Raw genomic sequence first — 23639 nt, 5'->3', positions numbered from 1 at the left:
AAAAGAAAGTTACTTGCATGCCGGGCAACCCCCGGCCAGCAGAACTCATCAACGACCACACCCCATCGAATCAGCAGCAACCCAAAAAAGCCCCTCTCAACCAACCCCAAACCCCAACATTCGATAATCCCAAAATGCAGATAGAAGAAAAGCCCCCAGGAAACCCTCCCTTCGAAACTCCCTACGCCTGGATAGGCGGCGAAGAGCGCGTCAAGGCATTGGTCGAGCGCTTCTACGACCTGATGGACCTGGAGCCCGGCTACACAGCCCTGCGCGCCGCGCACGGCAGCACCCTGGACAACGCCCGCCAGCGCCTCTTCTGGTTTTTATGCGGCTGGCTGGGCGGGCCGCAGTACTACACCGACCGCTTCGGCCATCCGCGCCTGCGCATGCGCCACATGCCGCAGCAAACCGGCGGCGGCTCGATCGGCATTGCCGAGCGTGACCAGTGGCTGGCGTGCATGGACCAGGCCATGCGTGAAACCGGTGTTGATGAAGCGCTGCGCACGCGGCTCAATGCGTCGTTTTTCCAGACGGCCGACTGGATGCGAAACAGGGGCGAGTGATGATGCAGCGCCCCGGTGCAATGCCGGGTCACTGAATGCTATCAAAAATATAGCTGTTCGCGCCCGACTGCAAAGGGCTGCGGCCGGTATTGATACTCGCTAGATGGCGTATCGGCGCCGGCCGTGAGGCAGCACGTTGTGAAGCCACATGCGCTCACGGATGTGTGCCCGTAGCGAGTTGGCCGACAAATCATCCGGGTGATCCTCACCGCGATTGCGCGGGGCTTCTGCTGCCTTGGCGGGTTCGGGTTGCCTGTCTTTCTGGATGAAGTTGGTTTCCCTGAGCACATGGCCGCGCACAAAATCTCCCTGCCCGTCAATTTCGTCATACCAGTACACCGACGTCACGTGGGTTTCACTGGCTTCCACCTTGATGTCTCTCTGGACGATCCGGTGGCCATCTTCAATGCCAAGTTTTTTCCTGTGCAGCGCATTCATCCAGACAACTCCTCTTTGTTTTTAGTAAGGCGACTCTAACGAGATGTGACGCATTGCGCGGATGCCCCTGGCAACTAAAGGAGGGGTCGGCGGTTTATTCCACAGGCCAGTGGTCTGAGGCCAACGGAAATGAGCATTCGTTCACATCCATGGCGGCTCGCTCCGGATCGTCAGGCTCGAGAGCGGTGTCGGGCTCGTCTCCGCATCGAGAGAGTCGGGCGTTTGTGCAGACCTCATCTCCCGATGTAGTCCGCCAATTCCTCCGGTGACCCGTTGGGAAAGGCTTCCTTCAGGCAGTCCAGGAAAGCGGATACGCGGGCGCTCAGCAGGCGGCGTGATGGATAGAGCGCCCAGAGGGCAATCTCCGGCCCCTTCACGTCACCCCAATGGACCAGGGTTCCGGCTGTGAGATCGTGGGAGATCAGCGAAAGGGGAATGCGCGCCGCCCCGACATTTGCCCGGACTGCATCACGGACCATGAACAGCGATGACAGGCGCAGGACGGGGTCCACCGCAAACCGTTGTTCACCGCCTGGTCCCGTCATTTCCCAGGGTTCATTCGGGTTTCCTGCCCCGCCTGCCCGCATCACGACCGGAACAGGCGCCTTGCCTGTGGGTGGGCTGAGTTGGGGGCTTGCCACCACCACCAGGCGATCTCTCAGGAAGATCCGCCCCACCAGGTTTTCGTCCGGGTCGGGGTTGACGCGGATCACCAGGTCGTACCCCTCTTCCACCATATCGACTGCACGGTCTTCGGGGATGACCTCAAGCCGGACCTCGCGGTGCTTCAGCGCGAACCGGGCGGCGAGCTTGCCCATGGCGGCTTGCGAGAAGAGCAGTGGCGCACTCACCCTCAATGTGCCTCGCGGCGTCTCACCGCCAGAGGTAATCGTGGCGACCGTCTCGTCGAGTTCGGCCAGCAAAACAGAGGTCTTTTCGTACAGCGAGCGTCCCTCCTCGGTGAGCTTGAGGATCCGCGCTCCCCGCTCGAAGAGACGCAGGTTGAGGCCGCTCTCCAGGTCGGCCACCCGCCGTGACAGGGTCGCCTTGGGGCGCCCTGATTCGCGGGCGGCCCGCCCAAAGCCCCCATACCGGGCCACGAGGTTGAAGTCTGCAAGGGCAAGTAAGTCCATATGTTCCACCAGTGAGACGAAGTGTCTAAATATAACGTCTATCGGATACTGGGTGGATCGATCAAGATTGAGGCTCCTTCAACACACAACGGAGTAATTTCATGACCATCCTCATTACTGGCGCAACTGGCAACGTCGGCCGCCAGGTTACCCAGCAGCTCGTCCAGCGTGGCGCCAAAGTACGCGCACTGGTCCGTGACCCGGCAAAGGCGAACTTCCCGGCCGGCGTCGAAGTCGTTCCAGGCGACCTGCTCGACGTACCAGCCCTGCGGAGCGCGTTCACAGGCGTGTCCACCCTGTTCCTGCTCAACGCCGTGGTTCCCGACGAGTTCACCCAGGCCCTGCTCACGCTCAATCTGGCGCGTGAAGCCGGCGTCGAGCGCGTCGTCTATCTCTCCGTGATCCACAGCGACCGCTACCTGAACGTTCCCCATTTCGCGGGCAAATTCGGTGTCGAGCGGATGCTCGAAGAGATGGGTTTTGCCGCCACCATCCTGCGTCCCGCCTATTTCATGAACAACGATCTCACCATCAGGGACGTGGTCACCGGTTACGGCGTCTATCCCATGCCCATCGGCAGCAAGGGCCTGGCCATGATCGACGCGCGCGACATCGGCGAGATCGCGGCCATCGAACTGCTGCGCCGCGAGCAGGCTTCGAAGCCGCTGCCGCTGGAGCGCATCAACCTCGTCGGCCCCGACACGCTGACAGGCGACGATGTCGCCGCCATCTGGTCGGCCGTGCTGGACCGCCCAATCACCTATGGCGGAGACGACACCGCTGGCTTTGAGAAGAACCTGCTGAATTTTATGCCGCCGTGGATGGCGTACGACATGCGCCTCATGAGTGAGCGTTTCCTCACGGTGGGAATGGTTCCCGAATCGGGTGACGTCAAGCGCCTGACGACGCTGCTCGGTCGCCCGCTGCGGTCCTACCGCGAGTTCGCTACCGAGATCGCCGCGTCGGCATCGGCATAAGAACTACACGTACAGCAATCCACCAAAAAAGGAACTCATCATGATGTATTCGACCGCTACAGTGCCCGTCAATCCAGCGGGCGAGGTGAGGCTCACACGCGCCCAGGCATGGGCCGGCCTGGTTCTCAAGGCGCGTGACGCGCGCCGCTTCCTGCCGCCAGCGCTATGCACGCGCTGCGAAGTCGTCGAGGAAAGCGCGACGCATATCGTGCGCGAAGCCACCATCGCCGGCGCCGACCTGCGCGAGATCATCGCGTTCGAGCCCGAGAGCAAGGTGACCTTCTTCCAGGCCACCGGCCCGCGCGAAGGCGCGGTCGTCAACGAGTTGTTCGAAGACGAATCCGGAGAGCTCCAGCTGCGCTTCTACGGTTATCTCGGCCTTCGCGGCAAGACGCCGGGCGGCCCGGAAGAGCGGGCCGAGCAAGCCTGGATGGACGGCGAGCAAGGCTACAAAAGCGCACTCGTCTCGACGCTCAAACGCACCCGGGAACTGCTCGCGCAGGGCGAACTTTAAAGGCCAGACCATGAACACATTGAACACTGACGGCATCTCGCCGGCTCGCCCGAAGATTCTGGTTCTTGGCGCCACCGGCGGCACGGGCCGGCTGATCGTCAGGCAAGCGCTTGCACGGGGGTTCGACGTTCGCGCGCTCGTGCGCTCCCCGGGGAAGGCAAGCGGCCTGGAGGGCGCCGAGATCATCATCGGAGATGCCCTCGACGAAAGTGCGCTGCGTGAGGCCCTGCGAGGCCGGGATGCCGTCGTGAGCGCCCTGGGCACACCGGTCAGCCCGCTGCGCGAGGTGACTGTGCTCTCCTCGGCCACACGGGCACTCGTGAGCGCCATGAAAGCGGAGAAGGTCTCGCGCCTTGTGTGCATCACGGGCATGGGCGCAGGCGACAGCGCCGGCCATGGCGGGTTCCTGTTCGACCGGCTGATCCATCCCGTGCTGTTGCGCAAGGTCTACGCCGACAAGAACCGGCAGGAGGCTGCCGTCCGCGCCAGCGGGCTGGACTGGGTTCTGGTGCGCCCTTCCGTGCTGAACGACAAGCCAGCGCGGCGCAAGATCCGCGCCTTGACGGACTTGTCCGGTTTTCACGGAGGAACCATTGCGAGACAGGACGTCGCGGACTTCGTCCTGGATCAGGTGCAGGCGGATGCCTGGCTGCACCGGTCCCCTCTGATATCTTGGTGACTTCGGCTCTGGGGTAACGACTGCAAACGCTGGCACCAGCGGCCGGCCCGGACTCGCCGCAGGACTCGAGTCGGCAAGCATAGGAGAATCGGGCCTGCTACCCATCCACGGCAAATAACATGCAACACGGCTTCTCCACAGCGATCACTGCGCATCGCCCGCTTCCTCTATATGTGCGCTGCAAGGCTGCGGCATGAAGCCGGTGTACCTGGCCCTTTCGGGCGGCGGCACGCGCGCCATGGTGTTTCACTGCGGCGTGCTGAGCTTCCTGGCGGAACACCAGGCGCTGGAGCGGGTCAGCAAGGTGTCTACTGTTTCGGGCGGCAGCCTGCTGGTGGGCCTCTTGCTGCAGCTCAATGGGATGCGCTGGCCCGGCAGCAACGAATGCCTGGAGGTGCTGCTGCCGCGCGTGAAAACACTGCTGACCACCACAGACCTGCAGAACGCCGCCATGCGCGCCATGCTGCACCCGCGCAACTGGCGCTTTGCGCTGTCGCGTGCCAACGTGCTGGCATCGGCCATCGGCAGCGCCTGGGGTGTCGATGCGCTGATGGAGGATGTTCCGGCGACACCCGTCTGGCTGGTCAACGCCACCACGGCCGAAACCGGCAAACGCGCCAGCATTGAAGGCGACGCGCTGCGCGACTGGATGCTGGGCTCCACGCGCCTGAAGCAGCTGCCGCTGCGTGACGCGATGGCCGTGTCGGCGGCTTTTCCGGGCTTGATCGGCCCTTATGTCCTGCCGACCGACAGCTTTGACTGGAACCTGCCGATGTTTGCCTCCGGCGAAGACGCCCGGCCGGCCGAAGACCGCTTTGCCCGCATCCACCTCTACGACGGGGGTGTGTACGACAACCTCGGGCTGGAGCCGTTTCTTGACGCCGGCTTTGGCCCCAAGCCGAAAATCGACGGCGTGATCATCGCGTCTGACGCAGGCGCGCCCTTGCCGGTGGGTTTTGCGATGGGCCCCCTTAGCATCTTTCGTCTCAAGCACGTGGCCGACATCATGTCCGACCAGGTCCGCGCGCTGCGCGCCAGGGGGCTCATGGCCTACGCTGCGCGCCAGCCCGGCCGCGCAGCTTACCTGCGCATAGGCGCCACCGCCCAAGAGGTCGCCCAACGCGCCGGCGCCGACTGCCCGGCCGGCGAATGGCTGGACGCAAACAGCGTCAGGGCGGCCGCTGCCTACCCGACCTCACTGAAGAAAGTGCCGCTGCCGATGTACGAGCTTGTGTTCAGGCACGGTTATGAATGCGCCGCTGCCGGGCGAGCGGGGTTCGGGCTTTAAATCGATTTGGCGGCTGCTTTCGGGGCGAATTTCGATGTGCAACTTGCTATTAAAAATATAGCTGCTGGCGCCATCCCTTATTGGGCTACAGGCATTTTTTTGCGTAAAAAAATGGATCTTTGCAGCATCAAATTGGTTTTTTTGCGCGTCCCAGGAAAAAAAACGGCTCACGCTGGGGGTATTTTGGGCCAATTTCAGGCATTAAATAGGCCTGTAGCCCAATCAGGATGAGCGCAAGCAGCTACTAAATTAATAGCAACTGATGTGAATTCCCGCGCCTCCGTCCTGTGCGAGCAGCGTCAGCACTATTTCTCGGCGATCCTGGAGCATTGGGATGCGCAGGGGGCCAAACCCAAGGTTCGCCTGATTCCCACCGCGCCGATGTAGTCCGACTTGAGTCCTCTTGTGTAGGTGATATGCATTTCTTCACCGTAGGGCGGTCCGCCGAAATCCCAGACCCAGTAGGTCCTGTCGTTGGCATGGAGCAAAAAGAACTGGCCCGCGCCTGGCAGCGATAAGTTTTTATTGAGTTGCTCGCCCAGCATCTGGCTTTGCTGCGCCAGCGCGCGCCTTAAGCGGTCGTGCTGCTGCCCTTGAAGCACTTGGGGGTTTTTCCTGTCGTCAAACGCGGCTCTTTGCGCGGCCGGGACAACAGGCGCTTCTTCTCCCAGCCCCAGCAGGCTCCAGTAGATGTGCTGGTTCGCGTAGCCTTCCCGGCCGAATTTCCAGATACGCGCCGGCAGCCCGGTGTTGTCAAAATCGCTCGCTTCGCCGTTGGGTCCAAAGAAAACGGAAAGGCCTGCCGGGAAGAAGTATTTGTGCGGCCATTCAACCTGAACAAACGGGGCGTTCGTGCTGGGGTTGGCGATGTCGCCCGCCAAGGCCTTGCAGGCAGGGTGGCGGCATTTGGTGATCGGGTCCAGACGAACCGTTGCGCGGCAGGCCGTCCGCAAGTTATGGCCGTCTGAAGTGGATTTCTCCAGGCGATGGACCGCAAGGCTTTCCAGGTCACCATCGTCAGTGATCAGGTAATTCACGCCTGCGTATTTGACAAAACGCGGGTCGCTCAAGGTGCCAATATTGCCCAGGTTCGCTTTCAGCCGCAGCTTGTCTGACGGTCGACTGGCCGCCATGTTGATGTCGTAGACCTCGGCATAGGTAAACCGCCCCGAGCCTTGAATATTCCAGACAAGGAGATCATCAACGCCGTCGTTATCAGCATCAACAATTTGGCTTCCCTGCGAATAGTCATTAAAGCCAAGAATTTCCAGTTTTGCCTCGTCAAGGGCGGCGGTCTCAGCCTTCGTCAGCGGCCGGGCAGGGTCGACGAAGCGGCCCGCAGCCTTGGCGTTAACCAAGCCGGAAAGCCCGGCGCATACCTCGTCAGCGGGAGCTGCCAACGCCCCCATGTGAAAGGACACAAGCAAGCTCAAGGTGATGCAAATTCTTAACCGAAGCATTTTTAGTCTTTCCATGTGTTCGACGCCATGCCTTAGCCCTGTGCCAACAACACCACCAGCGCCCCGGCGCCGCCTTCGGCGGGCCGCGCTTGCACAAAGGCCAGCACCTCCTGCTTCTGGATCAGCCAGCTCTGCACCTTGCCCTTGAGCACCGGTGTCTTGCCCGGCGATCCCAGGCCTTTGCCATGCACCACGCGCACGCAGCGCCAGCCCACCTTGTGCGCATCCTTGATGAAGTGAGCCAGCGCTTCACGCGCATCCTCGCGGCGCAGGCCATGCAGGTCCAGCTGGCCCTGGATGCTCCAGCCGCCGCGGCGCAGCTTGCGCACCACGTCAGGCCCCATGCCGGGCCGCCTGAAGCTCAGTGCTTCATCGGTGTCCAGCAGCGTTTCCACGTCGAACTCGTCCGAGATGGCTTCACGCATCACCGCGAGTTCATCGCGCTGCTGCTGTACGGGGATGGGTGCTGCTTGCGTCGCCGGCAACGCCGCCTTGTGGCCCGGCAGGTGTTTGGCCGGCAGGGCCTTGACGGGGCCGACCGCGCGCGAGAAGAGTTCTTTCTCGGCCTTGGCCCTGGCGGCTGCTGCCACGCGCGCGGCTTCCTGTTCTTTTTCAAGCTTCGCGCGGGCTTCAATGTCCCGCTTGACGGCCTTGAGGTCCTGCAGGCTTTTGAGTGCGGGCGCTTTCATGATGCTTACTTTATCGTAGTGCTTCAGTACTCACCGATGTAGATAAACCACGCGTCGGGTCATTCAGCGGCGGATCTGGCGATGGCTACGTTACGATGTTCCGCTAACTTGCTGAGCGATATCAGGTCATCGACGCGCGTTCTGCCAGATCCGGATTTTGAATTGAGGGAGAGAAAAAATGAAACGGTCCACCGCCGTGCTTTGCGGAGTCCTGTTGCTCTGCATGGGTGTATTGGCTGTCAACAAGATCCAGGAATTTCGCATCGCGGTCGCCGAGAAAGAGGCGAGGGCGAAATGGGAAGCCTCTCCGGAAAAGGCTCGATGGGAAGCCTCTCCGGAAAAGGCTCGAGTGGACATGTTCAACAGGATCGAGATGAATCCGTGGTCTGCGGATATTGCAATGGCCCGGTTCCTGCCGCAGCGCTATTCACCGCAGGCTTCCGATTGGCAGGGCAAGGAAAAGCTCTTCTACAGCCAGCTGCTGTCGGGCGGAAAGTTTGATGTGCTCGTTGTGCCGTTCCAGGTTGGGGGCTGGGCTGTCGACAGGGCAAGCCGGTCCATCATGACAGCGGAGCTCGCCGCAGGCGTCGCCAAATCACAGAAAGTGAAAATTCCTGACCCTTACCTGGTGGCAAAAGCGCTTGGTGAGGGACAGCGCCAGCTCAAGCAGGAAGAAATCTACAAACTTGCCGACGCCATTGGTGCAAAACGCATTGTCCGGGGCTACGCGGGGCATGACCGGAAAGGAAAAATGGCGATCGCCATCCTGACCCAGGACCACGCAGGCGCCACGCGCAATGGCGCTGCCTGGACCGGCCCTGTTCAGACGAAGAAATTTGAGAATATTCCATTTGGCGATGAAGTCCCGGCCATCGAGGCCTATGAGTCCGTGTTGCCGGAAATCCTCAAGTCCGTAGGCGCCTATCCCCCGTCGCCGCTTGACGAAAAGACAGCCAGCCGGCTGGAGCTGGAAGCGCTGCCGTCATCTCCGCTCGGCTTGGTGGCACCGGCCGGCAACCCGGCGCAGGATGCATATGCTTTTCTGCTGTACAGCGCACTGGCGCCCACAACCGTCGAAAGAACGAAAGAGATATTTGCCGAAAAGGCGTATCTGGCGCTTTTGGACTTGTCACCGCAGTCGCCAGACTACCGGGCGCTTCGGGCGCGGACCTACATGGCATTGGGTTTGCGTATGGCTGCCATCAAGGCACTGGGCGACGCGCAAACTGTCGAGGAAAAAGAACTGCTTGGCGCGCTGAACGGAAATATCCTGGAAGTGCGTGCAATGGCGGCGCTTGAAAAGAATCCCTTAAAACGCCTGTTGCAAAAGATCGATGAGAACAGGATTGCTACAGCCTACGGCACGATGACAACCAAAAAGGCAGTCGCCGAAGTGGCGGCGTTGAAGCTGCCCGGAACCATATGGCCGTTCATCGTGACGCGGGTTTTTGTAGAAACAGACCCGTGGGTTCAGAACGATAATGCTTCCCTGAAAATGCTTCTTGACTATGAACTGCCGGTCAAAGGTTACGCGATGGCGGACATGGCACGCGCGGCATTGCCCCTTGCCGACCCCGACAAGGTTCAGGCCATGGTGAATCTGTCGGTGTTTCATCACGGCCGCAAGTTCATCGAGGCCAACACGGCCATTTTGTGCTGTGGGCTCACACCTGGCAAGCCGGGCCCGTTTGACTATCTGGACTTGCTCCAGGCTATTGGCCATGACAACCTGATGAGCCGCATCAATTTCCTGTCCGACGTCCAGGGCATTCCGAATCAGGCCTTGGTTTTTGCGAACACTATTGACGCAACCTACAAGGGTTACCCGTACTACACGTATGAGCGCTCAAGAGTGGAGGCAAGGCTCGCTGCAAAGTCCGCCGGAGCCGAAAAAGAGCAATTGCTCAAGGCCGCGCACCAAAACGCGTTCGACGCAGCCTACTGGGAGCAAGGCCAGTCGCTCGTCGCAGTAAGGGCCCTGAATCATTTCAATGCTGACGGCGGTCAGTACTATGGACACTACGACAATCTTTACTATGCCGATGTTCCGTTCCGTCCTTATTACTGGACCTGGGCAGACGGCGGCAACTTGCAGACGCATGTTGAAAACGAAATTGCCGCTTTGAAGAATGCCACTTCGGAAATCGGAACCTTCTCGCAGCTGCACGGGCTATACCGTCAGTTTTTCCCCGACCAGGGGCGGGACACCGATCTTTTGGCGTCAATCGCCGGGCGTTTTGTGGGCTCCCCGGAACTCAATAGCATCCTCGGCGCCGAGGCTACGAGGCAGGGAGACACCGGGAAAGCGCAGGCTTACTATCGCGACAACCTCAAGCTGGCACCCACGCGGTGGACTTCCTATAGCGATGTGGCATGGATGCTGTTCGCGGCGGGTGACGTCAAGGCCGCCGCCAAGATGTTCCATTCTTACGAGGGCTTCAGGAAGGGGTCCGAAGACGGCCGGGTTGCCACCGCGAACCTTGCTTATGAGGCCGGGTCGTATTTTTACTGGGCGGGTTATTTCGACCTTGCCAGGCCGTTTTATCAAATCGCCGCGTCTCAGAGGTCGGGGTCGTCCGGTGAAATCACGAGCGATGCGCGTCTGAAGCTTCTTGCCGGCGATATTCAGGGCGCGATGGCCGGCACCTTGCGGCGTGCGCAACGTTACCAGGAGTCGTATGCTTACCGGGACTATCTGGGGCTTCTTCATGCAAGCGGCCATTCCAAAGAGGCCTGGGCCGGCTTTGAAATGCTGGCGAAACAAAGCCGCGCTCCTCACATTTGGGAGTCCGCGCTGGTCGGGCATCACATTTCCGGACAGCCTGAAGCGGAGGTCGTGAGTTGGGCGCAACAGGGGAAATTCGGGGGCACAACAGAGGACAAGATCGCCGCAGCCATTCACCTTGTGCGCTTTGCAACCACGGACCGCACGCCTTCCAGCGGCTTGTCTCAGGCAGTAGACGCACTGGATTTGCCGCGATGGAAATTACCCGAATACCCCCAGCCGGTTTATGAAGGGCATTCGATCCTGCTGAAAGCGCCAGTGAAAGAGCGCGTGAAATCCATGCACGCGTATTTTGTGGAGGCTTACCGGGCCATCAAACTCAAGGACTTTGCCGGTGCGAAGGCAATTTTCTCCGAGTCTGCAAAGTTTTACGACCTGACCGATTACCAGGTCAATTCAACGTTGACCTGCTATTTGCCTTACTACGCTTATGCGGCTGTCAAGGCGGGAGACACCTCAACTATTGAGAAGATGGTAAGCGGCACCGAGGTCTCCAGACAGGACTTTGACTACCAGCTGACCATGGCGATTCTTGCCGCAGCATCCGGCAAAAACGAGGAAGCGTTGCAATTTCTTCAACGCGCGCGGCACCTGCGTCCGCACACTGAGAAAAGGGCCTTGCTGACGCAGTACACCTTTGGAGAGATCTCCGAACTGGTGGCGGAAATGACCGGCAGCAGCAAGATCAGGGCCTTGGCGCTGGAGTGGGCCCAGAAAAGCCAGAAGTTCGAACCCTGGCAATCCTGGGCTTATGCACTGGAAGCCAGGTTGACCAGGAACCCTGCCGAGCGCAGGCGGGCCTTGGCGATGCTGTTTTACCTCGACCCTAAATCGGAGGGCCTGTCCGCGTTTAGGCAACCCGAAATCGATGCCGCTGTGAAGGCATTCGGGAAGTCCAACCCCTTTCTCTCCATCAATCCGGAAATTGTTAAAAAAGAGGCGATCTAGAAAGCGTTTCGACTTCTACAGCAAGCCCAACTCGGCCATCGACACTGCCTGTGCGCTGGTCACCACAAAATGGTCCAGCACGCGCACGTCGACCAGCGCGAGCGCTGACTTCAGCGTTTGCGTCAGCGCCTCGTCGGCGCGCGAAGGTTTGGCGGTGCCGCTGGGGTGGTTGTGGGCCAGCACCACGCTGGCGGCGTTGAGCGCCAGGGCGCGCACCACCACTTCGCGCGGGTAGACGGACGTTTGCGTCAGCGTTCCGCGAAACAGTTCTTCGAGCACGATCAGCCGGTGCTGGCTGTCGAGAAACAGCACCGCAAAAATCTCGTGCGGCCGGCTTCCCAGCTGCAGCTGCAAATAGTCGCGTACCGCCTGCGGCGTGTCGAACAGGGTCTTTTCACGGAGCTTTTCGGCAAGCGCCCGCCGGGCAAGCTCCAGCACTGCCACCAGCTCGGCGCGTTTGGCCGGGCCCAGGCCTTTGACGCTTTTCAGCGCTTCGGGGCCGGTGTGCAGCAGCCCGGCAACACCGCCAAAGGTGTCGACCAGTTCCTGCCCCATCTGCAGCGCATTCTTGCCGGGCAGGCCGGTGCGCAGCAGCAGGGCCAGCAGCTCGGCATCGCTGAGCGCGCCGGGGCCGCGGGCCAGCAGTTTTTCGCGGGGGCGGGCGTCTTCTGGGAGGTCTTTCAGGAGCATGGATAGTCTGTGTTGGGAGGAAAGCCGGTGCCGGTGAGGCTAAAAAACCGGATTAAGCCTGATTTGGCCCGGTCAAGCCGTACTTTCTACAATAGAGGCAGTTTACAAACACTTGCCCGGCGCCAGCCCGGCCGCAGAAAGTCTTATGTCCACCGTGGAATCCCCCGACACTACCCTCGTCCAGCAAGGCTCGTTCCTGACCTTGCATTACCGCATGGCCGGGCCCTCCGTGGACGGCAAACCGGGCGCGGACATCATCAACACCTTTGACGGCAAGCCCGCCACCCTGAGTCTGGGCACGGGCGAGCTCTCGCCGGCCATTGAGCAGCGGCTGATCGGCCTGCCCGAAGGCACGCGCACAACGTTTGAGTTGCCCGCAGGCGTTGCCTTTGGCGACCGCAATCCGGAGCTGGTGCAGTGGGTGGCGCGCAAGCTGCTCAACGAGCTGGGCGACCCGGATGAACAGTACAAGGTGGGCGATGTGGTGCAGTTCCCCACGCCGGATGGCGCGGGGCAATACGCGGGCGCGGTTCAGCAGGTCAAAGAGGGCGGCGACGCGGTGCAGTTTGATTTCAACCACCCGCTGGCAGGCCAGCCAGTGGTGTTTGAAGTGCAAGTAATAGGCGTTCTATGACTGAATCCAAAGTGCTTCCTCAGGAAATCCTGCTCGCTGAGCCGCGCGGTTTTTGCGCAGGTGTGGACCGCGCCATCGAAATCGTCGAGCGTGCCCTGACCAAATTCGGCAGGCCGATTTACGTGCGCCACGAGATCGTGCACAACACCTATGTCGTCAACGACCTCAAGCAAAAAGGCGCGATCTTTATTGAAGAGCTCGATGACGTGCCCCCGGGCGCTACGCTGGTGTTCAGCGCGCACGGCGTGAGCCAGGCCATCCAGAAAGAGGCCGAGCGCCGCGGCTTCCAGATTTTCGACGCGACCTGCCCACTGGTGACCAAGGTGCATGTGGAAGTGGCCAAGCTGCACAAAGAAGGCTACGAGTTCATCATGATCGGCCACAAGGGCCACCCCGAGGTCGAAGGCACCATGGGCCAACTCGACAGCGGCATCCACCTGGTGGAAGACGTGGCCGACGTCTGGCGCATCAGCCCGGCCCAGACCGAACGCCTGGCAGTCGTCACGCAGACCACGCTGAGCGTGGACGACGCGGCCGAGATCAGCGCAGCCGTGAAGGCGCGCTTTCCGCAGGTGCGCGAACCCAAACACCAGGATATTTGCTACGCCACGCAGAACCGGCAGGACGCTGTCAAGGTGTTGAGCCCACAGGTTGACATCCTCATCGTGGTCGGCAGCCCGACCAGCTCCAACAGCAACCGCCTGCGCGAGCTGGCCGCCAAGCTGGGCACCGAGGCCTACATGGTGGACGACGCCAGCGAGTTAAAGGAGTCTTGGTTTGAGGGCAAGGGCCGGGTCGGCCTGACGGCCGGTGCTTCGGCGCCGGAAATCCTCGTCAAGCAGGTGATCGACCGCATCAAGGCGCTGGGCGCCGTGTCGGTGCGCAAGATGGAAGGCATTGAGGAAACCATCAAGTTCCCGCTGCCCAAGGGCCTGAAGCTCGATGCGCAGGGCCAGATGCTGGAAGTCAATGACAGCCAGCTGCATCAGCTCTGACCTGATTTTTCTTTTTTCCAATATGACTAATCGCTATCAAATTGAGAGCTGCTTGCGCACGTTCGAAGCGGGCTACAGCCACTTTATTCATAAAACACCGCTGTGGAAGCTGCCTGGCAAGGCGCTGGGCGTGGAATGCGCTGAGGTCTGGCTCAAGCTCGAACACCTGCAAACCGGCGGCAGCTTCAAGGCGCGCGGCATGCTCAACCGCCTGCTGTCCAATCCCATCCCGGCCAGCGGAGTGATCGTGGCTTCCGGCGGCAACGCGGGCATTGCCACAGCCGCCGCGGCCCGCGAGCTGGGTGTGCGCTGCGAAGTCTTTGTGCCTGAAGTGTCGACGCCCGCCAAACGCGCCAAGCTGGCCGCGCTGGGTGCCGATGTGGTGGTGACGGGAGCGGCGTACTCCGACGCGCTGAAAGCCTGCCTGGCGCGCCAGCAGGAAACCGGCGCGCTGCTGACACACGCTTATGACCAGCCAGAAGTGCTGGCCGGCGCCGGCACCATGGCGGCAGAGATTGAGCAGCAGGGTGGCGTGCCTGATTCCGTGCTCGTCAGCGTGGGCGGCGGCGGCCTGATTGGCGGCGTGGCCAGCTGGTTTGAGCAGCGCAGCCGTGTGGTGGCGCTGGAGCCTGAGCTGGCGCCCACCTTGTACAAAGCCCGCGAGGCTGGTGAGCCGGTGGACGTGGCCGTCAGCGGTATCGCCGCCGACTCACTGGGTGCCAAACGCATCGGCAGCCTGGCCTGGGACGCCACCCAGGCACATGTGCGCGATGCATTGCTGTTGACTGACGAATCGATACGCGCCGCGCAGCTATGGCTCTGGAAAGAATTGAAACTGGCGGTGGAGCCCGCGGCGGCCCTGCCGCTGGCCGCGCTGCAAAGCGGCCGCTACCGTCCGCGCGCCGACGAAAAAGTCTGCCTCATCATCTGCGGTGCCAACCTGGACCCGGCCAGCCTGAACTGAGCTGAACGGGCCCTGTCCACCGCAGCCCTACAAAATACAATGGCCCCATGCTAGATATCAACCTGCTTCGCAAAGACCTGCCTTCGGCTATTGCCCGGCTGGAAACCCGTAAAACCCCGCAAGCCTTCCTCAATGTGGAAGCCTTCCAGGCGCTGGAGGCCGAACGCAAGGCCCTGCAGATCCGCACCGAAGAGCTGCAGAACCAGCGCAACACGCTGTCCAAGCAGATCGGTCAGCTCAAGTCCAAGGGCGAAGACGCCAGCGCCATCATGGCGCAGGTGAGCGCTTCCAAGGCCGAACTCGAATCTTCCGCTGCGCGGCTGGATCAGATCCAGACCGACATGCAAACCCTGCTGCTGGCTGTGCCCAACCTGCCGCATGAAAGCGTGCCTCAAGGCGCGGGCGAAGCCGGCAATGTCGAAGTACGCAAATGGAGCCCGATCGAAGGCCTGGGCGGCGAGCCGGCCGCGTTCTCCTTCGAAGTGAAAGACCACGTCGACGTGGGCCAGCCTTTGGGGCTGGACTTTGAACTCGGCACCAAGCTGACCGGTTCGCGTTTTACCGTGATGAAAGGCCCGCTGGCGCGCCTGCATCGCGCGCTTGCGCAGTTCATGCTTGATGTGCAAACCGCCGAGCACGGTTACACCGAGTGCTACACGCCCTACATCGTCAATGGCGATTCACTGCGCGGCACCGGCCAGTTGCCCAAGTTTGAAGAAGATTTGTTTGCCGCCAAAAAGGGCGGGCAAGAGGGTGCAGCCGAAGCCGAAAGCACTGCGCTGTACCTGATCCCCACGTCGGAGGTGCCGCTGACCAACTTCGTGCGCGATGAAATCGTCGCCGAGGCTGACTTGCCGCTTCAGTACACCGCCCATACGCCGTGCTTTCGCTCAGAAGCCGGCAGCTACGGCCGCGACACCCGAGGCATGATCCGCCAGCATCAGTTCGACAAGGTCGAGATGGTGCAGATCACGCACCCCGACAAAAGCTACGAAGCGCTGGAAGCCATGACGGGCCACGCCGAAGCCATTTTGCAAAAGCTCGGCCTGCCGTACCGCGTCATGCTGCTGTGCACCGGCGACATGGGCTTCGGCGCCGCCAAGACCTACGACCTGGAAGTGTGGCTGCCCGCGCAAAACACCTACCGCGAAATCAGCTCGGTCTCCAACTGCGAAGCCTTCCAGGCCCGCCGCCTGCAGGCCCGCTTCAAGAACGCGCAAGGCAAGAACGAGTTTGTGCACACCCTCAATGGCTCCGGCCTGGCCGTAGGCCGCACCCTGGTCGCCGTGTTGGAAAATTACCAGCTCGCCGACGGCAGCGTCACCGTGCCGGAAGTGCTGCAACCGTACATGGGCGGCATCAAGGTGCTGGCCCCGGCGGCGGGGAAATAAATCTTCAGCACAGTCCGAGCCGCGGAACTGGCTTTGCCAGGCCGCAGGCGGGCGGCCCCCTCGGGGGGGCAGGAAGCTACACGAAGTGAGCGACCGTGGGGGCCCTTTTCAAGCCTGCTAGAATCGCCAGTCCACACTGGAGAGGTGGCAGAGTGGCCGAATGTACCTGACTCGAAATCAGGCGTACCGCAAGGTACCGTGGGTTCGAATCCCACCCTCTCCGCCAAAATTGCATCCAGAGAAATCCAGATTGATCTGAGAAATGCCCTGAAAGCCCCGTAAATCGGGGCTTTTTTGTTTCTGGTCGTCCAGATTGGTCTTTGACAGAGTGGTGCATTCTGGCTGCGTGCATGAAGGTACGAACGCCGCATATCCTGCAGCTTTCCAAGCCGGCTCAAGTGGTATTGGCGACATATAGGCGTTACGCGGCCTGGCCCGGTGAGCAGGACCCAGAGAAGCCGGTGAGTAACAACGCCATTCTGGGCGCTTTGTACCGGATGGGCTACATGGGCTGTATGACGGGCCACGGTTTCGCGGCATTGCCTCCCCCACTTAGAGGAGGTGAAGTCTGATTCCCTCATGTAACGTGCTTCTTACAAGTTCTACTACACCAAAGAGGCCACATGAAAACCGCGCTGACCATGATTCTGGTTTTGACCGTCTCCTTGGCGCATGCCCAAATGACGACCAAAGAGGCCCAGGAGGACGCCTGGGCAAAGGCGGCAAAAGCCAAAGCGGCCAACGACCAGGCGGTCGCAGCTCAAAGGGCAGCGGAAGCGGCAAAGAAAGTACCTCCACCCTCAAAGACGGAGATACATATTTATGACGGAAAAGGTGGCAAGGGATATCCCAACATAAGCAAGTAGGTCGGCTAGGCCACGGGGCTGAAGGAACATCATGAAATCGTTCTGTGTCCCCGCGCTGCTACTGGCATGCGAGTTGGCTATCGCTCACCCGGGTGGTACGGATGCGCAGGGCTGCCACACGAACCGCAAGACCGGTGGCCATCACTGTCACGGTGGCAAGAAAACGGCTGCGGCGGCTCCGACGGCTCCGGCCGCAGCTCCAGTAGCCTCAGCGAAGGGCGGTGGACCTACCTGCTATGTCGGCCCGCGCGGTGGGACGTACACGATTACCAAGAGCGGCCGGAAGAACTACACCGGCTGTTGAAGTCAACGAAGCGAGGAATCCATGGTTCAGATTAGCTACATCATTACTTTAATCAGTGCCTGCTTCGGGCTTCTTGTCTTGATCTTTGGCTTTAGTGGTGCGCAGAGCGCTCCACAAGAGGCTGCTGCCGCGGCGCTGGCAATTGCTCTGGCGGTCATTCCGTACGTGTTTTCGCGATGCTTGCAGATCAGCGCCGACCGAGCTAGGAGTATCAAAGATGCAGCAGCATTACTAGATGCCATACGTTCGCTCAAGAATGACGCTGCGCCCGTGGGAACACCCTGGGTCGCTCCTGTTGGCATTGGTTCGGGATCGCCGGCGCCTCAAAGGGCCCCGACTGAATAGCTTGGTGTTGGATACCGCGCCCACGCGGCCCGTGGGACTTCTAAGGGGACAACATGAAATCAGCTATTGTTTTTATCGTGGCCACCATTGCAGTGGGCACTGCCTTTGCTCAAACCTACGTTCAACCGCACGTCACTAAGAACGGCACCTATGTTGAGGGGCACGTTCGCACCGCGCCGAATAGCACGAACCTTGACAATTACAGCACTAAGGGCAACACGAATCCCTACACTGGCCAGGCCGGCACAGTGCAGCCCAACTATGCGCCGGCACCAGCGCCCATCCGCCCGCAGCAACACTGTGGCTACACGAGCTCTGGCCAATACGTCTGCCGGTGAACCCTTAAGTACGAACGACCGCGGAGCTTCGCCTCAGTCTATCTGCGTGGAGCATGCATATGACCACAGTTCCTACAAAACTCGGCCTTAAAGAAGCCTACGATTTGTATAGCAAGCACACCGACTCAGCCCACAAGTTATGGACGTACTTTTCCGCAGTGAGCCTCGCAGTGCTTGGGTACACGATTGGAAAAGATAAGGTGTCGTGGGCACCAGAAATGTTTCTCGTTATTGGAGGGAGCTATCTTGTGTTCTCCTTATCCAATCTTTGGGTACTCCAACTCACTCAGCGGGAGTGTGAGCAATTCGCAAAGCTCTTGAATTCTGTGGCTGGCGAGCAGGACGAACCAAAGCAGGGCATCACAGTTAAATCAGCGCCTGTCTGCGGGGTAATAGCGTTTCATCTCTTTGCGCAAGCCGCGGTTTTCGTCGCAATATATTTGACATGGGAAAATCAACCTAGTCCCAGCCCCGCGAAACCGCCGCTCTGTTGCGTACCGGCGCAGCCGGCAAGTGTCGGTGGCTAACCCCTCATTTCTGTGGTCTCTGAGGAATAAGCCGCGAAAGAAATCCGCCTCTGTTGGGCTGAGCACGTCAATCATCATGAAGACCCCATGGCTAAACTCCAATGATGAAATTCATCGTCAAACGCATCGTCATCTTGTTCACTGCTCTCCTGGCGGTACTGCTTGTTGCCGCCTGTGCACACCGCGGCTTTGTCGAGCACGGCCTATCGTTTCGGGTATATGAAACTCCGATTGACGATCTCAAAATTACTTATGGAAAAGTGGTGGTGCCGTTCTCGGGAGTTTCAGTGCCGGGCAGCGGAAGTCTTTGGAATGCACCAATGCCAATTCCAGAGCAGATGGTTGTGACCTGGATAGCAACGGGAAAGCCTCAAGAAGTGATCATTCCACTGAAGGGAAAGCTTTCGAGTAGTGACCAGATTGCAAATTGGCGATTGAGGTTCTACGGAGAGCGGATGGAGCTTTGGAGAGAAGACGACGATCCCAGCAGTAAGCACGCCCGCAAGCCGAGCGTCAAAGTCTATCCATAGCCCAGGTGTGTAGGGCACGCTTTTACTCTTAGGCTGACGCCTAGCTGTTGAATTCCGTCCAGATCTGACCCACTGGGGTGCGGATAAATACTTGGACTGGTTTATGTCGTAAATTCAATACTCTCTCGGTATTCGGCGGGGCTCAGAGAGCCAGGAGAGGTATTGATCCGCTTTCTTAACTGCCCAGGAGGGCGTATGGCTAACTCCAGAATGATGGAAACGCTACGCGCCGCTGTAAGAGTTGAGCAGCATGAAGAGCTCGAGCGCACGCGGCGTTGTATGGCGTTTATGCAAAAGATGGCGGCCTTTCAAAAGGGAGTTGGACCTGCGCCGACTCCCGAGGCATTTCAGCGGTGGTGCGAAGATGTTGAGCATCGCCTTGCGTTTCGCAGAATGAAGACCGGGATACCTGACCAGCTGGCTGAAGCCTGGGACGGCTCCCGATACTGACGGCTATGCCTCAGCTCGCAATCATTGCTGGCAGGTGTCTCTGCTGCGATGAAAATAACTGCGGATCTCGTCGGGTTCGCTGCCTACCGCATAGACCGCCACACGCAATTCATACTCTGTGCATTTCAACTCGGAGCACCACGACTCCACGACGCGCGGATTAGTCAGGCTGATGCGGTTGGTCGTGCTGTCTGCGTCAGGAAATTTTTGTGACATGATGTACCCCCTTCAAATGGGACATTTCATGGAGCCCTACTGAAGCGTGGCAGTGCGGACTTGTCGTAAGTAATTGGTGCAAAAAATCATGCCATATTGCACCGACCACGCTTTACCTGTGCACTTTCCTATATTTCGATGAATATCACATCCTTCAATTAGAGGAGATGTTTGCAGGAACACATGTCACGATATGTGACAAGGCCGATGCCATGAAACCGTTCCATGCGCTCATGCTGCTGTGGATTTTGGGTTTGCTGCTGCTCACGCCGGCGGCACGGATGCGCAGTGCTGGTCACTGGCACTGCCGCTGCGCCCAGGAAGGCGGCTGCCGCAGCGGCGCCGGTGGCCGCTCCCTCAGGACAGCACCGGCGAAGGATGGAAGGCTTTCCGGGCTACGGTTACGCTTTCAGGCGGTCACCGCTGTTTAGTGGGCTGGTCATCGCCTGCACGAATTCAACGCACATCATCCTGATGGGATGAACTTCGGCTTCGGTCACGCTGGCTTTGGCCATTGCCGCTTTCTCGATGTCTTCGTTTTCGAGTTCTACGAAGACGTTTTCACCGTCGTGGGTACGTAGATGAACGCGTAACTTGATTCCGGTGCTGGATAGCAGCATGTGATTCCTTTGTAATCGGGTTGACTGGATGTCGTGTCGGTGTGGAGGTGGCCGCCATAGCACGACGCCGGCCGTCCGTCTTTCGATGAATTCATTTCTGGCTGCCTGCCAGTCAACCCATCGGCGAATGGGCCAATCGGACCATTTCGCCACCGCTTGGTTGGCGGGCTCCTGGTCGTTGACAGGCTCAAGTCCGGGCGGAATTTGGCAATTGGGGGTGACGCCGTAGCTCAGCCGGCTCGTCTGGTGACGGCTTTCCACAAAGCCGCCTGCTTCCAGCATGTCCATGGCTTGCTGGACATCGTTGGGTTCATACGTGGGTTTCCAGTGAGGGTGAAGCGAGGCCAGCGTCCACCAGCCGCCGGTGGCGCGCAACCGCAACCACAGGGCACGTACATCGTGGGTGATAAGGTCGCCCATGATTGGTCGCGATCTCGCTCAGGCGCTCTGACGACGTTTACGGTTGGGAGTACGGAGGCCCATCCGTGAGGGCGTTGTTGGCGGTCAGCTCGTGTGCCAGTTTGCGCTGGGCCTGATTGCGCTGATGCGGCATGGTGACCGTGATCTTGCGCGTCTGCTGAAAGGCCAGCGCCCGGCTGGCGGGATTGAGGTAACGCGACGGCCAGAGATCCTCGGGCCTTTTGTCGAGGGCGCGTGCCACGAGCTGCTCGGCCGCCAGCCAGGGGCTGGTCAGCACGCGTTGTATGTGGCTGTAACCGTTTTCCATGGCAATTTTTCGAAGACTGGTACCGCGTTTGCGGAGGGCAGCAATGACATCGGCGGGGTGCATATCTTCCTGTGCGGGTGTCGATTTAATTGTGCTCATATCTAATATTTTGAGCACAAAACAGGCCAAGTCAAACATTTTTTTCTGCCTGTTTCAATTTGTGCTACTTTTATTGTATTTTTTACCAATTAAATGAGTGTTATGTTTGCTCATTTTGTGCTGGGGGGAACAAAATAGTGTTCATGAACACAAAAGAAGCAGCATCAGGGGCGGGGGGATCTGGCAAGCTCCAGCACTATTCCTTTACCGCCGTAACGCCGGTCAAGGCGGAAGAGCCCATTGCGTGGTACCTGCATGAGGCCGCAGCAGCCGTCGACAAGGCGGGTGCCAGGTCTGTGCGAACCGAAGCCAGGTCGGTTTTCATGCGCCAGTTTGGCCAGCGCTGCCGCATGGCCCGGGGTACAAGGGAAATCAATGAGGTTGCGGCCACGGTCGGGGTTCACCGCAACACCATCTGGAACATAGAGCGTGGCGACAGCCTGCCGGATGCGTTCGAGCTGGAAGTACTCGCCAGGGAATACCGGTTGACGCCTGGGCAACTACTGGGCCGGGAAGCTCCAGACGAAACCCGGGCTGCTGCGGCAGTGGCGCGCGACGTGCGCGCGGTCGAGACCGGCACGTTTGTCTATGCGCCCCTGTTTGACCTCCGCGCTTCGCCGGGCCGGGATGTATTCAACGACCTTGGGTCGGTCGTGGCGATGCGACCCTTTGATGTGCAGTTCATCCGGTATGACCTGGGCATTGACCATAACGACATTGTCATGTCCACGGTGGCGGGCGCCTCGATGGAGCCGTGGCTGCATTCCAGGGACGCAGTGCTGACTGACTTGCGGGATCGCGATGCCCTGACGGAGGGCGTGCACATGGTACGGCTTGACGGCGCCTTGCTGGTCAAAAAACTGCAGCGCCTGCCCGGCAAGATATTGCGCGTCAGCAGCTACAACCCGGCGTATGAACCGTTTGACATCCAGGGCTACGAAAGTACAGACCGGGATTTTGCCGTGCTTGGCCGCGTGCGCTGGGCCGGCGTGACTTTTAACTGAGCGTAAGTCCCTAGACCGCAACGCAACAGGCGTGCGCCGCGGATGGCATTGCGGCCCCGGATGCAACGTAAACTCGCATTCCATGGACCACCCCACAGCGATCCGGCCTATCCAGGGCGCGCCAGATATCTCGCGCGAGGATTGGGTGGAAATGCGGTTGATCCACATCTTCATGCGGTATGCCCGCCCGGCCCTGCATTCTGCACTGGTCCTGATCGTGTCCATGGTGGTGATTCTCTACCGCCATGTAGACCTGCTCAGTCTGGGCATCTGGGCAACGGCGGCGACGCTGGTGACCCTGGTGCGGTATCGCGTCATCGGCATTTACCAGCGTTCGCTGCTGGGCGTCAGCGGCCCTGCGTTGCGCGCATTCATGGCGCGCTACACGTGGACGTGGCCCATGAGTGCCATGGTCTGGGGTGCGTCGATGTTTGTGTACTTCCTCAAAGCGCCCGTGTATGACCAGTTCCTCGGCATGATCGTCCTGGTCGGAATGGCCGGGTTTGCGGTGGGCACCTTTTCCTCCTGGCTTCCCTGCTTCAAAGGCTATGTGAACGGCCTGGGCATTTCCACCCTGACGGTATTTTTCTACCAGCTGATGCTGGAAAGAGGAATTTCTTCCACGTTCAATACCTGGGGCATGGTGGTGCTGATCGTCATTTACTGGGTGGTCATTCGCGTGTCGGGCCAGCGCTTTCACCAGGTGCAGCGTGCCAACCTCGAACTGCAGTACGACAACTCCGAACTGATCAGATCGTTGACTGAAAAAAGCCGTGCCGCCCTTGAGGCCATCGAGATCAAGAACCGTTTTATCGCCAGCGCCGCGCATGACCTGCGTCAGCCGGTGCATGCCCTGGACCTGTACGCCGGCTGGCTGGCTGCCGAGCCAGAATTCGTGGCGCAGATAGCGCCCAAGATCGTCCGGTCCACCAAGGCGGTCAACGACCTGTTCAACTCCCTCTTCGACCTGGCGGGGCTGGAGTCCAGTCCGCTGCGGGTCAACCTGCAGGCCGTAGACCTGGCGGGGCTGGTGCAGGATCTGGAGGCGCAATACGCACCCTTCGCGCGGGAGCGCAACCTGCGCCTCAGGATTCGCCCTGCAGTGGGACAGGTAAGGTCTGACCCAGTGCTGCTTCAGCGGCTGGTCGGCAACCTGCTGTCGAACGCGCTGCGCAACACGCATCGAGGCGGTGTGCTGCTGGCTGTGCGCCGGCGGCGCGGAGTGCCATGCATCGAGATATGGGACACCGGTGTGGGCATCGCGAAAGAACACCAGAAGGCGATCTTTCAGGAGTTCTACCGGATTCCCCTGCAGGGTACCGAAGAAGGCTTTGGGTTGGGCCTGGCCATCGTTTCGCGCCTGAGCGAGGCGCTTGGGCATCCTGTGAGGCTTGCCTCCAGGAGCGGGCGTGGCAGTGTCTTCTGGGTGGAGTTGCGCACGCCAGGCCAGTGACCCGGCCCG

General features: G+C 60.1%; 26 protein-coding genes and 1 tRNA gene. 19 read left to right on the top strand and 8 right to left on the bottom strand.

The window, feature by feature from the left end:
* Positions 1 to 134: 134 nt before the first annotated feature.
* The gene (locus AC1DWQ_RS11500) at positions 135 to 566 is read left to right on the top strand and encodes a group II truncated hemoglobin (protein WP_477666112.1); all 432 of its coding nucleotides are present in this window, start codon (positions 135 to 137) and stop codon (positions 564 to 566) included.
* A 99-nt stretch (positions 567 to 665) separates the two neighbouring features.
* Here the strand turns inward: AC1DWQ_RS11500 and AC1DWQ_RS11495 are convergent, their stop codons facing one another.
* On the bottom strand, positions 666 to 1004 hold the full coding sequence (locus AC1DWQ_RS11495; RefSeq protein ID WP_477669767.1) for a hypothetical protein: 339 nt from the start codon (positions 1002 to 1004) through the stop codon (positions 666 to 668).
* A gap of 233 nt (positions 1005 to 1237) precedes the next feature.
* On the bottom strand, positions 1238 to 2137 hold the full coding sequence (locus tag AC1DWQ_RS11490) for a LysR family transcriptional regulator (protein WP_477669766.1): 900 nt from the start codon (positions 2135 to 2137) through the stop codon (positions 1238 to 1240).
* Positions 2138 to 2238: 101 nt separating this feature from the next.
* Between AC1DWQ_RS11490 and AC1DWQ_RS11485 the strand changes: the two genes are divergently transcribed.
* From AC1DWQ_RS11485 to AC1DWQ_RS11465, 5 genes are all read left to right on the top strand, one after another.
* Positions 2239 to 3114 (top strand): SDR family oxidoreductase, encoded by an 876-nt coding sequence (locus AC1DWQ_RS11485; protein WP_477669765.1) that lies wholly within the window; start codon positions 2239 to 2241, stop codon positions 3112 to 3114.
* 40 nt (positions 3115 to 3154) lie between these two features.
* Positions 3155 to 3628: an AtaL-like protein gene (locus tag AC1DWQ_RS11480; RefSeq protein ID WP_477669764.1), complete on the top strand. Its 474-nt coding sequence runs from the start codon at positions 3155 to 3157 to the stop codon at positions 3626 to 3628.
* A gap of 10 nt (positions 3629 to 3638) precedes the next feature.
* Positions 3639 to 4307 (top strand): NAD(P)-dependent oxidoreductase, encoded by a 669-nt coding sequence (locus tag AC1DWQ_RS11475; RefSeq protein WP_477669763.1) that lies wholly within the window; start codon positions 3639 to 3641, stop codon positions 4305 to 4307.
* Between the two features lie 193 nt (positions 4308 to 4500).
* Positions 4501 to 5595, top strand: a complete 1095-nt coding sequence (locus AC1DWQ_RS11470; protein WP_477669762.1) for a patatin-like phospholipase family protein — start codon at positions 4501 to 4503, stop codon at positions 5593 to 5595.
* Positions 5596 to 5631: 36 nt separating this feature from the next.
* Positions 5632 to 5826 carry a hypothetical protein gene (locus AC1DWQ_RS11465; RefSeq protein ID WP_477669761.1) on the top strand — a complete coding sequence of 65 codons (195 nt, stop codon included), beginning with the start codon at positions 5632 to 5634 and terminating at the stop codon, positions 5824 to 5826.
* Positions 5827 to 5900: 74 nt separating this feature from the next.
* Here the strand turns inward: AC1DWQ_RS11465 and AC1DWQ_RS11460 are convergent, their stop codons facing one another.
* Positions 5901 to 7028: a hypothetical protein gene (locus AC1DWQ_RS11460; RefSeq protein WP_477669760.1), complete on the bottom strand. Its 1128-nt coding sequence runs from the start codon at positions 7026 to 7028 to the stop codon at positions 5901 to 5903.
* Positions 7029 to 7087: 59 nt separating this feature from the next.
* Positions 7088 to 7744, bottom strand: coding sequence for a Smr/MutS family protein (locus AC1DWQ_RS11455; protein WP_477669759.1), 657 nt, complete (start codon positions 7742 to 7744; stop codon positions 7088 to 7090).
* Positions 7745 to 7922: 178 nt separating this feature from the next.
* Between AC1DWQ_RS11455 and AC1DWQ_RS11450 the strand changes: the two genes are divergently transcribed.
* Positions 7923 to 11477: a tetratricopeptide repeat protein gene (locus tag AC1DWQ_RS11450; protein WP_477669758.1), complete on the top strand. Its 3555-nt coding sequence runs from the start codon at positions 7923 to 7925 to the stop codon at positions 11475 to 11477.
* Positions 11478 to 11492: 15 nt separating this feature from the next.
* Here the strand turns inward: AC1DWQ_RS11450 and radC are convergent, their stop codons facing one another.
* Complete coding sequence (radC, locus tag AC1DWQ_RS11445; RefSeq protein ID WP_477669757.1) at positions 11493 to 12167, bottom strand: RadC family protein; 675 nt, start codon at positions 12165 to 12167, stop codon at positions 11493 to 11495.
* Positions 12168 to 12312: 145 nt separating this feature from the next.
* Here radC and AC1DWQ_RS11440 point away from each other — a divergent pair, with 145 nt between their 5' ends.
* The 10 genes from AC1DWQ_RS11440 to AC1DWQ_RS11395 all read left to right on the top strand — a co-directional run bounded on the left by AC1DWQ_RS11440 (position 12313) and on the right by AC1DWQ_RS11395 (position 19061).
* Complete coding sequence (locus AC1DWQ_RS11440) at positions 12313 to 12801, top strand: FKBP-type peptidyl-prolyl cis-trans isomerase (protein WP_477669756.1); 489 nt, start codon at positions 12313 to 12315, stop codon at positions 12799 to 12801.
* The gene (gene ispH, locus AC1DWQ_RS11435) at positions 12798 to 13796 is read left to right on the top strand and encodes a 4-hydroxy-3-methylbut-2-enyl diphosphate reductase (RefSeq protein ID WP_477669755.1); all 999 of its coding nucleotides are present in this window, start codon (positions 12798 to 12800) and stop codon (positions 13794 to 13796) included. Before AC1DWQ_RS11440 ends, ispH begins: the two co-directional genes overlap by 4 nt.
* A 22-nt stretch (positions 13797 to 13818) precedes the next feature.
* Positions 13819 to 14760: a threonine/serine dehydratase gene (locus AC1DWQ_RS11430; RefSeq protein WP_477669754.1), complete on the top strand. Its 942-nt coding sequence runs from the start codon at positions 13819 to 13821 to the stop codon at positions 14758 to 14760.
* Positions 14761 to 14807: 47 nt separating this feature from the next.
* A complete protein-coding gene (gene serS / locus AC1DWQ_RS11425) occupies positions 14808 to 16151 on the top strand; it encodes a serine--tRNA ligase (RefSeq protein ID WP_477669753.1) in 1344 nt (447 codons plus the stop codon).
* A 138-nt stretch (positions 16152 to 16289) separates the two neighbouring features.
* Positions 16290 to 16377 (top strand) — tRNA-Ser (locus AC1DWQ_RS11420).
* A 397-nt stretch (positions 16378 to 16774) separates the two neighbouring features.
* A complete protein-coding gene (locus AC1DWQ_RS11415) occupies positions 16775 to 17017 on the top strand; it encodes a hypothetical protein (RefSeq protein ID WP_477669752.1) in 243 nt (80 codons plus the stop codon).
* Between the two features lie 31 nt (positions 17018 to 17048).
* Positions 17049 to 17321, top strand: coding sequence for a YHYH domain-containing protein (locus tag AC1DWQ_RS11410; RefSeq protein WP_477669751.1), 273 nt, complete (start codon positions 17049 to 17051; stop codon positions 17319 to 17321).
* Positions 17322 to 17719: 398 nt separating this feature from the next.
* The gene (locus tag AC1DWQ_RS11405; protein WP_477669750.1) at positions 17720 to 18004 is read left to right on the top strand and encodes a hypothetical protein; all 285 of its coding nucleotides are present in this window, start codon (positions 17720 to 17722) and stop codon (positions 18002 to 18004) included.
* A 59-nt stretch (positions 18005 to 18063) separates the two neighbouring features.
* The gene (locus tag AC1DWQ_RS11400; RefSeq protein ID WP_477669749.1) at positions 18064 to 18531 is read left to right on the top strand and encodes a hypothetical protein; all 468 of its coding nucleotides are present in this window, start codon (positions 18064 to 18066) and stop codon (positions 18529 to 18531) included.
* Between the two features lie 104 nt (positions 18532 to 18635).
* Positions 18636 to 19061, top strand: a complete 426-nt coding sequence (locus tag AC1DWQ_RS11395) for a hypothetical protein (protein WP_477669748.1) — start codon at positions 18636 to 18638, stop codon at positions 19059 to 19061.
* Between the two features lie 471 nt (positions 19062 to 19532).
* Here AC1DWQ_RS11395 and AC1DWQ_RS11390 read toward each other — a convergent pair whose 3' ends face one another.
* The 3 genes from AC1DWQ_RS11390 to AC1DWQ_RS11380 all read right to left on the bottom strand — a co-directional run bounded on the left by AC1DWQ_RS11390 (position 19533) and on the right by AC1DWQ_RS11380 (position 21173).
* Positions 19533 to 19727, bottom strand: coding sequence for a DUF3606 domain-containing protein (locus tag AC1DWQ_RS11390; RefSeq protein ID WP_477669747.1), 195 nt, complete (start codon positions 19725 to 19727; stop codon positions 19533 to 19535).
* Positions 19728 to 20128: 401 nt separating this feature from the next.
* Positions 20129 to 20767, bottom strand: coding sequence for a hypothetical protein (locus tag AC1DWQ_RS11385; protein WP_477669746.1), 639 nt, complete (start codon positions 20765 to 20767; stop codon positions 20129 to 20131).
* A 37-nt stretch (positions 20768 to 20804) separates the two neighbouring features.
* Positions 20805 to 21173 (bottom strand): helix-turn-helix domain-containing protein, encoded by a 369-nt coding sequence (locus tag AC1DWQ_RS11380; RefSeq protein ID WP_457279567.1) that lies wholly within the window; start codon positions 21171 to 21173, stop codon positions 20805 to 20807.
* Between the two features lie 143 nt (positions 21174 to 21316).
* On the opposite strand from AC1DWQ_RS11380, the gene AC1DWQ_RS11375 reads away from it, so the two are divergent.
* Complete coding sequence (locus AC1DWQ_RS11375) at positions 21317 to 22177, top strand: XRE family transcriptional regulator (protein ID WP_477669745.1); 861 nt, start codon at positions 21317 to 21319, stop codon at positions 22175 to 22177.
* A gap of 82 nt (positions 22178 to 22259) precedes the next feature.
* Complete coding sequence (locus AC1DWQ_RS11370; RefSeq protein ID WP_477669744.1) at positions 22260 to 23630, top strand: sensor histidine kinase; 1371 nt, start codon at positions 22260 to 22262, stop codon at positions 23628 to 23630.
* Positions 23631 to 23639: the final 9 nt, after the last annotated feature.

It is taken from the genome of Polaromonas sp. P2_G11 (genome assembly GCF_056403595.1).
The sequence above is the reverse complement of the archived record's forward strand: the minus strand, read 5'-3'. Positions and strand labels throughout refer to the sequence as shown.

Excerpts from the sequence above, each read along its gene's own strand:
- AC1DWQ_RS11500 (WP_477666112.1), top strand. The coding sequence starts at position 135 with ATGCAGATAGAAGAAAAGCCCCCAGGAAACCCTCCCTTCGAAACTCCC.
- AC1DWQ_RS11495 (WP_477669767.1), bottom strand. The coding sequence starts at position 1,004 with ATGAATGCGCTGCACAGGAAAAAACTTGGCATTGAAGATGGCCACCGG.
- AC1DWQ_RS11490 (WP_477669766.1), bottom strand. The coding sequence starts at position 2,137 with ATGGACTTACTTGCCCTTGCAGACTTCAACCTCGTGGCCCGGTATGGG.
- AC1DWQ_RS11485 (WP_477669765.1), top strand. The coding sequence starts at position 2,239 with ATGACCATCCTCATTACTGGCGCAACTGGCAACGTCGGCCGCCAGGTT.
- AC1DWQ_RS11480 (WP_477669764.1), top strand. The coding sequence starts at position 3,155 with ATGATGTATTCGACCGCTACAGTGCCCGTCAATCCAGCGGGCGAGGTG.
- AC1DWQ_RS11475 (WP_477669763.1), top strand. The coding sequence starts at position 3,639 with ATGAACACATTGAACACTGACGGCATCTCGCCGGCTCGCCCGAAGATT.
- AC1DWQ_RS11470 (WP_477669762.1), top strand. The coding sequence starts at position 4,501 with ATGAAGCCGGTGTACCTGGCCCTTTCGGGCGGCGGCACGCGCGCCATG.
- AC1DWQ_RS11455 (WP_477669759.1), bottom strand. The coding sequence starts at position 7,744 with ATGAAAGCGCCCGCACTCAAAAGCCTGCAGGACCTCAAGGCCGTCAAG.
- AC1DWQ_RS11450 (WP_477669758.1), top strand. The coding sequence starts at position 7,923 with ATGAAACGGTCCACCGCCGTGCTTTGCGGAGTCCTGTTGCTCTGCATG.
- radC (WP_477669757.1), bottom strand. The coding sequence starts at position 12,167 with ATGCTCCTGAAAGACCTCCCAGAAGACGCCCGCCCCCGCGAAAAACTG.
- AC1DWQ_RS11440 (WP_477669756.1), top strand. The coding sequence starts at position 12,313 with ATGTCCACCGTGGAATCCCCCGACACTACCCTCGTCCAGCAAGGCTCG.
- ispH (WP_477669755.1), top strand. The coding sequence starts at position 12,798 with ATGACTGAATCCAAAGTGCTTCCTCAGGAAATCCTGCTCGCTGAGCCG.
- AC1DWQ_RS11430 (WP_477669754.1), top strand. The coding sequence starts at position 13,819 with ATGACTAATCGCTATCAAATTGAGAGCTGCTTGCGCACGTTCGAAGCG.
- serS (WP_477669753.1), top strand. The coding sequence starts at position 14,808 with ATGCTAGATATCAACCTGCTTCGCAAAGACCTGCCTTCGGCTATTGCC.
- AC1DWQ_RS11415 (WP_477669752.1), top strand. The coding sequence starts at position 16,775 with ATGAAAACCGCGCTGACCATGATTCTGGTTTTGACCGTCTCCTTGGCG.
- AC1DWQ_RS11410 (WP_477669751.1), top strand. The coding sequence starts at position 17,049 with ATGAAATCGTTCTGTGTCCCCGCGCTGCTACTGGCATGCGAGTTGGCT.
- AC1DWQ_RS11405 (WP_477669750.1), top strand. The coding sequence starts at position 17,720 with ATGAAATCAGCTATTGTTTTTATCGTGGCCACCATTGCAGTGGGCACT.
- AC1DWQ_RS11400 (WP_477669749.1), top strand. The coding sequence starts at position 18,064 with ATGACCACAGTTCCTACAAAACTCGGCCTTAAAGAAGCCTACGATTTG.
- AC1DWQ_RS11395 (WP_477669748.1), top strand. The coding sequence starts at position 18,636 with ATGAAATTCATCGTCAAACGCATCGTCATCTTGTTCACTGCTCTCCTG.
- AC1DWQ_RS11390 (WP_477669747.1), bottom strand. The coding sequence starts at position 19,727 with ATGTCACAAAAATTTCCTGACGCAGACAGCACGACCAACCGCATCAGC.
- AC1DWQ_RS11385 (WP_477669746.1), bottom strand. The coding sequence starts at position 20,767 with ATGGGCGACCTTATCACCCACGATGTACGTGCCCTGTGGTTGCGGTTG.
- AC1DWQ_RS11380 (WP_457279567.1), bottom strand. The coding sequence starts at position 21,173 with ATGAGCACAATTAAATCGACACCCGCACAGGAAGATATGCACCCCGCC.
- AC1DWQ_RS11375 (WP_477669745.1), top strand. The coding sequence starts at position 21,317 with ATGAACACAAAAGAAGCAGCATCAGGGGCGGGGGGATCTGGCAAGCTC.
- AC1DWQ_RS11370 (WP_477669744.1), top strand. The coding sequence starts at position 22,260 with ATGGACCACCCCACAGCGATCCGGCCTATCCAGGGCGCGCCAGATATC.